This is a genomic window from Bacillota bacterium, assembly GCA_013178045.1.
In the GTDB taxonomy this organism is placed as follows: domain Bacteria; phylum Bacillota; class Ch66; order Ch66; family Ch66; genus Ch66.
This window is the reverse complement of sequence record JABLXP010000002.1, coordinates 76644-89562: the sequence shown is the minus strand read 5'-3', so window position 1 is coordinate 89562 and position 12919 is coordinate 76644. Positions and strand designations below refer to the sequence as shown.

The window sequence follows — 12919 nt, the reverse complement described above, 5'->3', positions numbered from 1 at the left end:
AGCATTCCCCGGATGACCCGGATCATCACCTTGGCCTTAAGGGGTGTCACGCTCCCCTTTCTCTCAGGGTCATGCCCCGAGAGCATCGAGCGCTTTGGCGGCTATGTTCAATGCTCCTACCCTGTCTGCATCGGACTGGTAGCCGCATTTGGCGCATTTAAACCAGCCCTGCTTTTTGCGGTTGTACCGGGAAACATTCCCGCACCGCGGGCAGGCCTTGGAAGTTTCTTTGGGGTCTACGTAGACTACCGGCACTCCGGCAAGCGCAGCCTTGTATTCTATAAACGAAGCCAGCTCCCTGAAGCTCCAACCTGACATCATGCGGTTGAACTTGCGGGAGCCTTTAGCCCGCTCGCGAATTCCGAGTAGGTTTTCCAGCGCGATAGCCTTGCCTTCTGCCTTGGCTATTTCAACAATGCGCTTTGCTAGACAGTGGTTGATATAGCGCATCCACCGGCGTTCGCGCCCGGCTTCCCTTTTGACACGGGAAAGCCGACCGGCTTGCTGGAGTGCCTTGCGCCGTTCTGCCCAATGTTCTTTACGCCACCTAATTTCACGGCCGTCAAAGAATACGTTGTTGGACAGCACAGCCAGCTTAACTATGCCAAAATCGACCCCAATTACGCCACCTGGCTCGTTTAAGTTAGTTTGATAAACAATGGATATGCTGACATACCACTCGCCGGTTTTACTCTGCCATATCTCCATCGACCCCTGGCGGTAGGAACCTCCTGCCAGGTCTTGGAGCCTCCTGGCATGATATTCGGAAACAGCAAGCGGTACAGCTATCTGGCTTCTGCCGGAGGAGACAGGAAACTTGATGATCCATCTTCCAGAAGGGAGCTGGTGAAAAGAATAGCAGTCCTGCCGCACCATGGCAGGAACAGGTTTCTCAAATTTGGGCAGGCTGGCTTTTTTTCCACTGCGTTTGCGGGAGACATAGGATCTCCAGGCCGACAGCGCTTTGAGCATGGCGCATTGGAGCGTCCCTCGGTTTAAGTCGAACAGCTCACAACCCTGTTTGTACGTATCGCGATTTAATTTTGCCCGGCTGGTAGTGTTCAAGGTTTCGGCTTGCTCCAGAAACCACGAACACGCCTGGCGGTAGGTTTCCACCATGCGGGCCATCTTTGCCAGCTTGCCCTTATTGGGAGGCAGGAGTTTAATTTTAAGGGTCACTGTTTGCATACAACAACTCCTCCCGTTTGCTTAAATTATAGCATAACTGGCAGGAAAAATCAAGCCACCATTCATCCCCCGATTAAAATCGGAGGCATTCTGGCGGGATCTTTGTAAAACCGCCTCAGAAGAACAAAGGTTAATCCGTAACCAGGCATGTTCCGCCAGCTGACGGGCCAAATCGAGAAAAAATCCAGGATGCTGGCTGAGGAGCTGCCAAGCCGCCCGGTAGTCGTAAGTCTGCAGTAACCCCAGCACCTCTTTTATCAGCAGTGCGAGGCGGAATCCGAATATCCTGGGTTCAACACAGCGGTTTTCGGCTTCGGGCAAGTTGTCCAATAAATTTGCCCAAATTTTTTCAAATGGTTCTCATCCTCTCGTAAGCATCAATTTCTGGGCGCTCACCCGTCTTTAAACCAGTCAGATAGTGCCTGAGTTTGGTAATAGGTAAAAATTTAAGGTCTTTTTAATCTTTTCTTCCAACGCGGCTGGTCACTTCGCGTTGCTTGTTCGGGCAGTTCCCGGTCAAAAATCAGGGCCCGGCGGGAAACAAAAAGTTCACTGTCCGCGTACGACAACAGGTCAGAGACAAGGAAATTTATCCGCAGTTTGAGTTTATGCGTAGTTTCCAAACAACAAAAAGGGGGCCAACACGCGCAAGCGTGGGTCCCTTTAATTACCTGGTTTTTATCTCACAAAGTTCTTGTCCTTCAAACCACCTGGTTATTTCCCTACCGGTACCTCGGGCAACTTCTTCAAGCTCTCGGCCAGGGCCGCCGGTGAATAATCAACGTCTTCCATATTGCCGCTTAAGTAGGCATCATAAGCACCCAGGTCAAAATGTCCGTGTCCGCTCAACCCGAAGAGAATTGTTTTTGCCTCTCCCGCTTCGCGGCAGGCCAGCGCCTCCTCAATTGCCCCCTTGATGGCGTGGGCAGATTCAGGAGCCGGTAAAATCCCTTCCGTCCGCGCAAACAGCAGAGCGGCTTCAAAGACCGCCTTTTGACTAAAGGCTCTGGCCTCAATGATTCCGTCATGGTAGAGCTGACTCACCAGGGCTGAATCGCCGTGATAACGCAAACCACCCGCGTGAATGCCCGAAGGGACAAAATCGTGGCCCAGGGTGTACATTTTCAACACCGGCGTTAACTGGGCGGTATCACCGTAGTCGTAGGCAAAGACCCCTTTCGTCAGGGTTGGACAGGCGGTTGGCTCTACGGCCACGGCCCGGACCTGGCGGCCGGCCAGTTTATCTTGCAAAAAAGGAAAGCTTAAACCAGCGAAGTTGCTCCCACCACCGCAGCAACCAACAATCACGTCCGGGTATTCATCAACCAGTTCCAGCTGGGCTTTAGCCTCCTGACCAATTACCGTCTGGTGCAAGCAGACGTGGTTCAAAACACTGCCCAGCGAGTAATTGGTGTCATCGCGTTTGGCCGCCTCTTCCACCGCTTCGCTAATGGCAATGCCCAAACTCCCTGGTGAATCCGGGTCCTGCGCCAGGATCCGCCGTCCCGCTTCCGTCAGATTGCTGGGGCTGGGGATGACATTGGCTCCGTACACCTGCATGAACGAACGGCGGTAAGGTTTTTGCTGGTAGCTGACCTTGACCATGTATACGGTACACTCCAGACCAAAGAAGCTGCAGGCCAGACTCAAGGCGCTTCCCCACTGGCCGGCGCCTGTTTCCGTGGTCAACCGTTTGATGCCGGCCTGCTTATTGTAATAGGCCTGGGGAATAGCAGAATTTGGTTTGTGACTGCCGGCTGGACTGACCCCTTCGTACTTGAAATAAATCCGGGCTGGCGTATCCAGGACCTTTTCCAGTCGGTAAGCCCGGATTAAGGGAGATGGCCGGTAAAGGCGGTACATTTCCTGAACCTCTTCAGGAATCTCAATATAGCGTTCGGTGCTGACCTCCTGTTTAATGATCTCCATCGGGAAAATCGCGGCTAAATCAGCAGGGCCTACCGGTTTCCTGGTCACGGGGTGCAGGGGTGGGGCCGGCAGATTGGGCATATCCGCCTGGATGTTGTACCACCTGGTCGGCAGGTCCTTTTCGGGCAGTAAAATTTTGGTAGGAATCTTCTTCCCCATCTCTTCTCTTCTCTCCTCTCCTCAGCTCAGCTGAGCTAATTTATCGTTTAATTTATTCTAACCCAAACCAGGTTGGCCCGACAAGTTGCAAAACAAAAAAAGATTGGTTCGCCGGGGTAGCGTCTAACTCGCCACTCTCGGCGTAACCACCTGAGCGTCGTGGGCCGACTGTTCCCACTTGCCGCAGCGATCACCCCACCGGGCAATGACCCGGTTGTTCAGCTTGATGCCGATGACCTCACACATGTTGGCACAACCGGCACACTCAAAACTGGTGGCAGTAAACTCATCGGTAGCCACGGCAAAGCCGCGGAAAGCCGTTTCGCCCCGTTCCCAGTAAACCTCTTTCGCCAGAATGGCCGCTCCAACCGCCCCCATGACGTTAAAATGCGGGGGGACAAACACGGTTTGCCCCAGGGCCCGTTCAAAGGCCTTCACAATGCCAACATTAGCTGCTACGCCCCCCTGAAAAACGATGGGCCCCCTGATCTCCTTCCCTTTCCCCACATTATTTAAATAACTACGCACCAAGGCTTCACACAGTCCAGCCAGAATGTCTGGGAGGTTGTGACCCATCTGCTGCTTGTGGATCATGTCTGATTCTGCAAATACTGAGCAACGTCCCGCAATGCGGACTGGTGTTTTCGACTGTAAAGCAAGTTCGCCAAATTGCTCAATTGGCAGATTCAAACGGGCGGCTTGCTGGTCAAGAAACGACCCGGTACCGGCGGCACACACCGTATTCATCGCGAAATCCACGACCACCCCGTCGCGGATGATAATAATTTTCGAGTCCTGACCGCCGATTTCGAAAACCGTCTGGACTGTTGGCACCAGATTACAAGCTGCTACGGCGTGGGCAGTAATTTCATTTTTTACTGAATCCGCTCCGATCATCACCGCCGCCAGACGGCGGGCGCTCCCGGTAGTTCCTACCCCTTTGATTTGCATTAAAGGGCTTAAATTCTCCCGTAAGACCCACATTCCTTGTTGAATGGTCGCGATCGGTTGGCCCTGGGTTCGCAGATAAAGGGTCCAGCGCACCTCGTTATCCTCCGTGACCAACGCCAGGTTGGTACTGACTGAACCCACGTCAACCCCTAAGAAAACGTTCACTGCATCTGCACCTCGCTCATTTTTCTTCTCGCCCGCCGCCGGCTCAGGAGATCAACAAAGGCTTCTAACCTGGTGACCAGGCCCGCTTCCCCAGAGTGTTCGTCAAAGTACAAGGTCATCGTCGGTATACCCAGGTCCTGGCTGACTTTTGACAAGACCGACTGAGCCACGATCTCCGGCATGCACGTCAGCGGCCCGATCTGGATCACTCCGTCAAAGTTCTCCTGCGCGAACTTGACCGTGCTACCTACCGTTTCGCGGCCGTGTCCACCAACGAAATAATTGAGGTAAGGACTGGACAGGCGCCGCGCTTCCCTGGCCCCTGGCAGGCGCAGGAAGCCGCCGAATAGATGATCATTAATCCATTCGGAAAGATAGATCGACCGACTGACCTCAACCCCCAGCCGGCCCAAGCGCCGCTCAATTTCCAGATTAACAAACGGCTCGAGAACGGTATAAATCTCACCCACCAGACCAATCCGCAGAACAGACTTATAATAATCCAGGTCTAACTGTCGGTAGGCATTTTGAGCCCACCGAACAGCACCATCAATTTCTAACCGGGTTTTAGCGGCATCGATTTTGGCCAGCGCCTCGGTGAAAGTACGGTCAACCCCACCGTAGACACGCTCACGGGAGCGCCAACGTTCTGCTTCTTCTTCCACGATGTCGACCGCTCTGGCCTTGAACCAGGCCAGCCTGATCGCGCGGACCACTTCAAACCATGAATGGTCACCGGCCAGCACCCGGACCTGCTTGAGAAATTCGGAGAGCTTGTTGTCCGGCGCTTCCAGGACGATCATATTGAACTTGTAACCGAGGTCAGTCAGAATTTCCCGTTCAACCTCAGCATAGTAACCAAACCGACACGGACCCCATCCCCCACCCATGACGATCGTGTCTGCTCCCAGTTCAAAGGCTTCGATAAAATTTCCGATGTTAATTTTCAAGGGGAGACACGCTGTCGCTGGTGAATATTTGGTTCCCAGGCTGAGGGTTTTTTTGCTGGGCACCGGAGGCACAATAACCTCCAGCCCGACGTATTCCAACATCGTCTTGACCGGGATCCACATGTTACCCATGTGCGGAAACGTAACCTTCACGCTGTGCTACCCTCCGTTTGATCATGTCAATAAAGGCTTCTATGCGTGTTACTGTACCGGCTTCGCCGGTGTGTTCGTCGAAAGTTAACAGCATAAAGGGCATCTTGCCTTCCCGGGCAGCATGCCGCTCCACCAGTTCACCCACCAGTGAATCTGGGCCACACCCAAAACAGGTCAGGTGAATGATCCCGTGGATATCGGCCGCTTTCAGAAAATGAAAAGCCCCACCGATCATTTTTTTACCCAGTGTCCAGAACATCCGCTTGCGCAACCGGGCTGATTCCTGTTCGATGATGTCGGCGGGCAGGCTATCCGGGGTCACTACCTCCACCCCCATTGACCGCAGACGGTCAATCAGCCGCATGTTGAGATGGTCATCGTATACGGTATACCCGTGGCCGAGCACCACTACCCGCAGCGTTCGCTCAGGTTGGTCGTTTCGCTTGGTGCTGCGCGGCTGGCGCGGAGTTAATTCTTCCCCGGCTTGCATGGCCGCGATCGCCTCCTCAGGCAACCAGCCCGCTCGCAACCAAGCCTGATACCGTTTGAGCTGCTCGACGGATTTTTGGTAAGGCCGCATTACTTCTGCGGGTCGACGATGAAAAATCAACCCGATTCGCTGTAGTTCCCGTTGAAAAGACTTGTTGTTGCGGCTCAAGTCCACGCAAGTGTCGATCAAAGGCGGTAGCCCGGCGATGTTCGCCCGGATCATGTCCGGTAGGCCCATGAATTTAGGGCAGATATAAGTTTTCGGTTCCATGGCCACCAGCCGGGGCACAAAAAGATAATCAACCTGATTCATTAAGGCCAGCACGTGCCCGTAAAAAATTTTGACTGGCAAGCAAGTCTCATCGACCGCCTGCCCTACTCCTTGATCTAGGATTTTTTTATTGGTCAGTGGCGATACTACCACTTCCGCCCCTAACTCTTCAAAAAACGTTTTCCACATGGGGTAATAGTAGTAGTAGAATAAAGCCCGCGGAATGCCTACTTTGATGCTCATTTTCGTTCAACTCCTTATCCAGGCTAGGTAGTAGTATCTCCAAAAAATATTTTGCCTAATCGGAGAAGATAAATAAGACCAGGTCACCAGAAAATGGACCGCATCAATTACATTTGATGGTTGATGATGAAGAAAAACTGGCTTCAGCACCAGTTTGTAAAAATATTCTTCTATTTTTACAATTACTTATCTTGTTTCTCCTCCTGAGCTTCATCCTTTTGAGGCGGCCCAGGTTTTCTGGCCGGGGCTGGCTGTCGCATTACGTCCAAGGTTTTTAAGATACTCGGCCGCACGTTCTGCACCGGTACCGGGGCCCGGACCAGGATATGCTTGAGGGCCGCCCAGTTAAACGGGATCAACGGCCACAGGTACGGAATACCAAAAGATTGTGACAAAGCCAGGAACAAAAAGGTAATTATGAGGGCCACGATGAAGCCCGGTAGCTTGAACAAGGCCACTGCGGCGAGCAGAAACAGCCTCACCAGCCGGTTGGCCATGGCCAGTTCATAGCTCGGGGTGGCAAAAGTGCCAACGGCCACAATCGCCATATACAATATAACTTCCGGCGCGAACAAACCAACCTGAGTGGCGATCTCACCCATTAACAACGCCCCGATAATCGCCAGCGAGGTCGCTAAAGGTGTAGGGGTGTGAATTGCCGCCATCCGCACCAGGTCAATCGCCAGTTCCCCGATTAAGATCTGGCCAACCAGGGGTATATTCCCCACTTTCTTCGGCCCAATAAACTCCCATCCGGGAGGCAACAAACCCGGCTGAAGGCTAAAAAGCAGCCAGAGAGGGACCAGGATAACAGAAGCCACAATTGCGGCAAACCTGATCCAGCGCAAATAGACGCCAACCGCAGGATTCTGCCGGTATTCTTCAGCGTGCTGCACGTGGTGAAAAAAAGTCGTCGGCACGATGATCACACTGGGTGAAGTGTCTACGACCACGGCCACATGCCCTTCCAGCAAGTGGGCCGCCACCACGTCCGGCCGTTCGGAATACCGGACTTTGGGGAACGGATTCCAGTAGCTGCCGGGAGTGATCAGTTCTTCCACTGATTTCTCTGCCATTGGCAGGGCGTCAATTTTGATCTCTTCGATCCGGTTGCGAATAAAATCCACCAGGTCGGGATTAGCAATATCCTTGATGTAGCACAAACAGATGTCGCACTTCCCCCGTTTACCGACGCGGATCAACTCTGTGCGCAGTTTGGGGTCACGCACCCGACGGCGAATCAGGCCCAAATTTGTCAAGATGGTCTCGTTAAAACCATCCCGGGAACCCCGGACAACCCGTTCGATATCAGGTTCCTCCGGTTGCCGGTCAGGATACATTCTGGCGTCAATGATGATCGCCTCGTCCACCCCATCGACAATCAGCACCTGTTGGCCGGAGTTTATCGCCATGATCGCTTCGTCTATTTTCTTGACCGAACTGACCTGAACATGGGGAATGGCATGGTCCCGAAGTTGCTGGACCGGGTCAGGCAGAATATCCTGCCTCGCCTGCCACATCAACATTTTCATCACTTCAATAACAATCGAATCCTTGACCAGACCACTCACAAAGAACAAGGCCGCCTTCTTGTTGCCGATTTTAAATTCCCGGGCAATCATATCCACACTGATCCCAACACCCAGTTCCTCTTTCAAAAACTCCACATTCTCCTGATAGTTCCGGGAAACTTCAATGTGCTTGCCCATGAGTGTAACCACTCCTTGCCAAGATTTCTTGTAAAGCCCGGGTAGTGATCGGGGCCCCCGCGGCAGGCTCGTCGGCCGCCTCCATCTTCCCAATATCTCCAATACCGAGAACGTTTTTTATCTTTAATTTATTCAGCACCTCAACGGTATCACCAATCAACCGGGCATGGTCGGACAAAGGCGGGTAGCCGTATTTATCCACCGGTCCACTGACCAGCTGGCCATTACACGCTAATGACTGCTGTACCTCCAGACCTTGCGCCTGCTCAGTATTGGAAGCCACCGCTAACACTCCCAAAACTTCCAGGTCCGGGTGATTGGCCAGGTAGGCTAAAACCTCCTCCCCGCGCCCTTGCCCTGCTTTACCGCAATCATCACACATCACGACCACCGGGTCATGTGGCGCCATTTTGATCAGGTGAACCAATTGCTCTCCCATTAACGGAGAAGGCTGGCCCGCTGACTGGGAAATACAGCGGGCCCCGATGTTTCGCGCCGCCAGTTCCACCGTCCGCCGGGCCACCTCATCCCCATCTGTTACCAAGATGATTTTCCGCTTGTCGGACACCACCTCACCCCACTTCCAGAGCTAACCTTTGGGATTAAACAGGACCGCCATGGTATAACCAAAAATGACGGCTGCTGCGATCCCAACCGCCGCCGCCTGAACTCCGCCAGCGAACGCCCCTAATAGGCCATCCTGTTGCACGCTGGCGATCACCCCTTGGGTCAGGCTGTGACCAAAACCGGACAGCGGAATGGTCGCTCCCGCTCCTCCCAGGTTGACCAGTGGTTGATACAGCCCCAGAGCGCTTAATAAAGCTCCGCTAACGACAAACCCGACTAAAACATGGGCTGGGGTAATGGAAGGCCTGGTCAAATCCATAATCAACTGACCGAGCAGGCACAGAGTGCCGCCGACTAAAAAGGCCATCACCAGTGATTGGAGATATGGCATTTTCTGCACCTCCTAAATCTATTTTCGTTTTAAGATCGCGCCTCAATAGTCACCGCGTGGGCGATCCCGGGGATGCTCTCGCCCTGCTGGGCGGTAACCGGACTCATTAATGCCCCGGTAGCAATCAACAAAATACGCCGGTAATCACCATTCATGAGCCGCTTATAGATCGGCCCGCACAGCATCACAGCCGAGCAGGCGCAGCCGCTGCCGCCAGCATGGACATCTTGATTCTGCTCGTAAATGAGCAGACCACAGTCGGTGTATGTATCACCCAGTCGGTAACCAGCGCGCTCTACCAACTCAACCATCAGTTCCCGTCCTACTGCTCCCAGGTCGCCGGTCAAAATCAAATCATAATCTCCCGGTTGTCGACCAAGGTCCTTAAAGTGACTGATCAGGGTGTCCGCTGCCGCTGGTACCATCGCCGAGCCCATATCATTAACATCCTTAATCCCCAGATCGATTACCTTCCCAATCGTGGCATGGGTAATCACCGGCCCGGGCCCCTCTTTCACCACCAGGGCCGCGCCACTTCCCGTGACCGTCCACTGAGCCGCCATCGACCGCTGTACCCCTAACTCGGTCGGGAACCGGTACTGGCGCTCCGCCGTATCGTGATGGCTGGAAACAGCCACGATGACCCGATGGGCAAATCCACCATCAATCAAGATGCTGGCCAAAGCCAGACTCTCCGCCATGGTAGAACATGCCCCATACAAGCCGAAAAACGGGATCGCCAAATCGCGGGCCGCAAAATTCGCCGAGACAATTTGGTTCAAAAGGTCGCCGGCCAGCATAAAATCAAGATCGGCCGCCTGCAAGTTCACTTTCTGCAGGGCCAGCTTGACGGTTTCCCGCAGCATTTTCCGCTCAGCTTTTTCCCAGGTGCTCTCCCCAAACAGGGTATCCTCAACGACATAATCAAAACTTTTTCCGAACGGTCCTTCGCCTTCCATCGGACCAACAATACTGGCAGTAGAAAAGATCACCGGGGGTTGGCTGAACTGCAGGGTTTGTTGCCCGAGCTTTTTGACCGGTTGTGGCATCATCATCCGTTCACCCCCTTATTGAAAAAAATACACGATCAGCCCGATGAGCGTTGAGATCACAAAGCCATAGACCAGCACCGGCCCGGCGATCGCAAACAATTTCGCCCCAACGCCAAAAACAAAACCTTCACGTTTCGCTTCCATGGCTGAGGCCACGATCGAGTTGGCAAACCCGGTGATGGGAACTATTGAACCGGCCCCGGCCCGTTTACCAAGTTCATCATAAACACCCAGCCCGGTGAGAAAGGCCCCGATAAAGACCATCACCAAAGTCGTACTGGCGATCGCTTCTTTATTAGTCAGGCCCACAGAGAATAAGAAAAAGTTCAGGAAAATTTGGCCGACTACGCAGATTAGCCCCCCCACCACAAATGCCCAGATCGCATTCTTGAGCACGGTTGGCCGGGGTTTAAACTGTTCAACAAGAAACTCGTAAGCCTGCTCCTGCTTATATTTCTGCAGTTGCTGCAACTCTGCCGGCGTCAAGGATTTGTCAGGCTCCGCAGCCTCGAGCACCTCGGGTTCAGCCTGTTTTTGCTCCATTTGCAGTTGTTCGACAACACGCTGCAGGTGGTTTTGGGGCTGCTGACTGTTGCCCGCCATGCGTTGATCCCTCCTTTGGTCAGGTTAAAAATAGGCACCTTGTCGGTGCCTGTTTTGTTCCACCTTAGTCGGTATAAGCGATCTTGACATTGGCCTTGTACTCGGTTAAACGCCCACCTTCAACATTAGCGGTCAGGTTATAGACTTCAACCCCGGTAATATTCCGAACTGATCTGGATGCCTCCCTAACCGCCGACTGAACCGCATCATTCCAACTATTGGGCGATTCGCCGACCAGTTCTATTACTTTAACAAACATTGAGACGCCCTCCTTTCTTCATGATTTGCCCTTAAAACTGGCCTGTTCGCCTCTTATTATCTCCGAACGACAATTTAAGTATGCAAAAAAATAAGATGACGAAAAATGGCACAAAAAAAAAACCAGGGTTCCCCTGGTAAACAACGTCTGCCTACTTGCCCAACATCATGGCCCTGATTCGACTTAACGCCTGCCGTTCAATCCTTGATACCTGCACCTGGGACAGACCAACTATTTCCGCTACTTCAGTCTGGGTTTTGTCCTGAAAAAAGCGCAGGAGAATGATCTCCCGTTCCTTTTCAGGGAGTTTACGGAGCACCTCTTTAAGGACCAAACTATCAAACCAGGCCGGCTCCAGCTCCGAGTCAGAGCTGAGTTGATCCAGGACGTAGATGGGGTCCCCATCGTCCTGGTAAATGGTCTCGTGAATGGAAGTCGGGGCCTGCAGAGCTTCCAACGCGGCGACGATTTCTTCCCGCGACATCCCCAATACTTCGGCAATCTCTCCGATGGTTGGTTCACGTTCTAATTTTTTAGCCAGTTGTTCTCTCGACTTATGTACTTTGTAGGCGATTTCTTTCAACGAACGAGATACTTTAACCGGGTGGTCGTCGCGCAAAAACCGGCGAATCTCCCCGATAATCATCGGCACAGCATAGGTAGAAAACTTGACGTTAAAAGACAGATCAAACTTATCAATGGCCTTCATCAGGCCAATGGTCCCGATCTGGAAAAGGTCTTCAATGTCATAGCCGCGGTTATGGAAACGCTGCACCAGATTAAAGACCAGCTTTAAGTTACAATTGATTAAAGTCTCCCGCGCAGCAGCATCCCCTGACTTGGCCTTCTTGAGCAGGTCCACCATCTCCTCATCAGAAAGCAGCGGGAATCTGGGCAGGTTCATTTCGGAGAGTCGGGTAGTCATCCTCGTCACCCTAATTCTCAGCCGTGGACGATGCAGAAGAAGCAGGTAAAGACTTGATTAGTCGAACCTGGGTACCTTTATTGACCTCAGACGTGACCTCAATCTGATCCATGAACGATTTCATAAAGACAAAGCCCAGTCCCATCCGCTCCGGGTCAGAAGAGTAAGCCGGTTGGGTCGCCAGTTCGATATCAGCAATACCTTTGCCATCATCTTCCACGATAATCTCCAGGGTGCGATCATCGATGGTGGCTTTGATTCGCACCATACCAATCGGTTGATTTTCATAGCCATGAATGATCGAATTGGAAACCGCCTCGGAAGTCGCGACCTTTATTTCTTCCAGGTCATTCAAGGTAAAGTCAAGCTGGGCAGCAAATGAAGCAACCACCACACGTGAAAAAGCCACATTCTCCGGGATACTTAGGAATTCGATTTTCATCTGGTTTTTGATTGTCATAGCTGGTTCCTCCCCCTGGTCATTTCAACCCCTGGTTGGTTGGCATCTGTTTGAGCGCTTCTATGTCTGATTCGTAAATCCCAATGATACGCGTGATCCCGGAAAGTTCGAGAACCCTCCGCACCTGAGGTTGCGGTCGGATGAGAGCCATTTTACCCCCGCCGCGGCTGATCCGCTTGTAACGTCCCAGAAGCACCCCCAGGCCGGAACTATCCATGAACGAGACGTTGGCTAGCTCGATAATCAGATTCCTAACCGGCGTTTCATCCAATCGCCGGTCAATCTCCGTACGGAGCTGATCCGCCACGGCTAAATCCATTTCCCCGTGGGCCCGCACAATCAGAGTATCTCTAGTCTGGTTCATTTCGAGGCGCATAGGCTGGCATCCCCCTAGTCAAAGGCTAAATCAGTTGGACAAAATCAAGTGAATCTGTTCTACAAGGAGCGCTAGGATT

General features: G+C 52.8%; 15 protein-coding genes. All 15 read right to left on the bottom strand.

Translation table 11 applies throughout. The annotated features are described in order from the left end of the window. Window positions 1-69: 69 nt before the first annotated feature. Complete coding sequence (gene tnpB, locus HPY81_02195; GenBank protein ID NPV26271.1) at window positions 70-1188, bottom strand: IS200/IS605 family element transposase accessory protein TnpB; 1119 nt, start codon at window positions 1186-1188, stop codon at window positions 70-72. 21 nt (window positions 1189-1209) lie between these two features. Beyond that, on the bottom strand, window positions 1210-1518 hold the full coding sequence (locus tag HPY81_02190) for a hypothetical protein (GenBank protein ID NPV26270.1): 309 nt from the start codon (window positions 1516-1518) through the stop codon (window positions 1210-1212). Window positions 1519-1902: 384 nt separating this feature from the next. Continuing rightward, window positions 1903-3276, bottom strand: coding sequence for a TrpB-like pyridoxal phosphate-dependent enzyme (locus HPY81_02185; GenBank protein NPV26269.1), 1374 nt, complete (start codon window positions 3274-3276; stop codon window positions 1903-1905). A 123-nt stretch (window positions 3277-3399) separates the two neighbouring features. Beyond that, entirely contained in the window at window positions 3400-4392 is a 993-nt protein-coding gene (locus HPY81_02180; GenBank protein NPV26268.1) for a 2-hydroxyglutaryl-CoA dehydratase, read from the bottom strand. Next, entirely contained in the window at window positions 4389-5495 is a 1107-nt protein-coding gene (locus HPY81_02175) for a CoA protein activase (protein NPV26267.1), read from the bottom strand. Before HPY81_02175 ends, HPY81_02180 begins: the two co-directional genes overlap by 4 nt. Beyond that, complete coding sequence (locus HPY81_02170) at window positions 5467-6498, bottom strand: hypothetical protein (protein ID NPV26266.1); 1032 nt, start codon at window positions 6496-6498, stop codon at window positions 5467-5469. Before HPY81_02170 ends, HPY81_02175 begins: the two co-directional genes overlap by 29 nt. A gap of 182 nt (window positions 6499-6680) precedes the next feature. Next, window positions 6681-8207 carry a spore germination protein gene (locus tag HPY81_02165; GenBank protein NPV26265.1) on the bottom strand — a complete coding sequence of 509 codons (1527 nt, stop codon included), beginning with the start codon at window positions 8205-8207 and terminating at the stop codon, window positions 6681-6683. Continuing rightward, window positions 8191-8775, bottom strand: a complete 585-nt coding sequence (locus HPY81_02160) for a stage V sporulation protein AE (GenBank protein NPV26264.1) — start codon at window positions 8773-8775, stop codon at window positions 8191-8193. Before HPY81_02160 ends, HPY81_02165 begins: the two co-directional genes overlap by 17 nt. Before the next feature lie 21 nt (window positions 8776-8796). Then, complete coding sequence (gene spoVAE / locus HPY81_02155) at window positions 8797-9165, bottom strand: stage V sporulation protein AE (GenBank protein NPV26263.1); 369 nt, start codon at window positions 9163-9165, stop codon at window positions 8797-8799. Window positions 9166-9194: 29 nt separating this feature from the next. Then, the gene (gene spoVAD, locus HPY81_02150) at window positions 9195-10214 is read right to left on the bottom strand and encodes a stage V sporulation protein AD (protein ID NPV26262.1); all 1020 of its coding nucleotides are present in this window, start codon (window positions 10212-10214) and stop codon (window positions 9195-9197) included. 18 nt (window positions 10215-10232) lie between these two features. Then, window positions 10233-10760 (bottom strand): stage V sporulation protein AC, encoded by a 528-nt coding sequence (gene spoVAC / locus HPY81_02145; protein NPV26261.1) that lies wholly within the window; start codon window positions 10758-10760, stop codon window positions 10233-10235. 124 nt (window positions 10761-10884) lie between these two features. Continuing rightward, window positions 10885-11079: a dodecin domain-containing protein gene (locus HPY81_02140; protein ID NPV26260.1), complete on the bottom strand. Its 195-nt coding sequence runs from the start codon at window positions 11077-11079 to the stop codon at window positions 10885-10887. 151 nt (window positions 11080-11230) lie between these two features. Next, on the bottom strand, window positions 11231-12004 hold the full coding sequence (gene sigF / locus HPY81_02135) for an RNA polymerase sporulation sigma factor SigF (protein NPV26259.1): 774 nt from the start codon (window positions 12002-12004) through the stop codon (window positions 11231-11233). 10 nt (window positions 12005-12014) lie between these two features. Next, window positions 12015-12464 (bottom strand): anti-sigma F factor, encoded by a 450-nt coding sequence (locus HPY81_02130; GenBank protein NPV26258.1) that lies wholly within the window; start codon window positions 12462-12464, stop codon window positions 12015-12017. Between the two features lie 19 nt (window positions 12465-12483). Continuing rightward, window positions 12484-12840, bottom strand: a complete 357-nt coding sequence (gene spoIIAA, locus HPY81_02125) for an anti-sigma F factor antagonist (protein ID NPV26257.1) — start codon at window positions 12838-12840, stop codon at window positions 12484-12486. Between the last annotated feature and the right edge of the window lie 79 nt (window positions 12841-12919).

Excerpts from the sequence above, each read along its gene's own strand:
- HPY81_02170 (NPV26266.1), bottom strand. The coding sequence starts at position 6,498 with ATGAGCATCAAAGTAGGCATTCCGCGGGCTTTATTCTACTACTACTAT.
- HPY81_02165 (NPV26265.1), bottom strand. The coding sequence starts at position 8,207 with ATGGGCAAGCACATTGAAGTTTCCCGGAACTATCAGGAGAATGTGGAG.
- HPY81_02185 (NPV26269.1), bottom strand. The coding sequence starts at position 3,276 with ATGGGGAAGAAGATTCCTACCAAAATTTTACTGCCCGAAAAGGACCTG.
- HPY81_02130 (NPV26258.1), bottom strand. The coding sequence starts at position 12,464 with ATGACAATCAAAAACCAGATGAAAATCGAATTCCTAAGTATCCCGGAG.
- spoVAD (NPV26262.1), bottom strand. The coding sequence starts at position 10,214 with ATGCCACAACCGGTCAAAAAGCTCGGGCAACAAACCCTGCAGTTCAGC.
- tnpB (NPV26271.1), bottom strand. The coding sequence starts at position 1,188 with ATGCAAACAGTGACCCTTAAAATTAAACTCCTGCCTCCCAATAAGGGC.
- spoVAC (NPV26261.1), bottom strand. The coding sequence starts at position 10,760 with ATGGAGCAAAAACAGGCTGAACCCGAGGTGCTCGAGGCTGCGGAGCCT.
- HPY81_02140 (NPV26260.1), bottom strand. The coding sequence starts at position 11,079 with ATGTTTGTTAAAGTAATAGAACTGGTCGGCGAATCGCCCAATAGTTGG.
- spoVAE (NPV26263.1), bottom strand. The coding sequence starts at position 9,165 with ATGCCATATCTCCAATCACTGGTGATGGCCTTTTTAGTCGGCGGCACT.
- spoIIAA (NPV26257.1), bottom strand. The coding sequence starts at position 12,840 with ATGCGCCTCGAAATGAACCAGACTAGAGATACTCTGATTGTGCGGGCC.
- sigF (NPV26259.1), bottom strand. The coding sequence starts at position 12,004 with ATGACTACCCGACTCTCCGAAATGAACCTGCCCAGATTCCCGCTGCTT.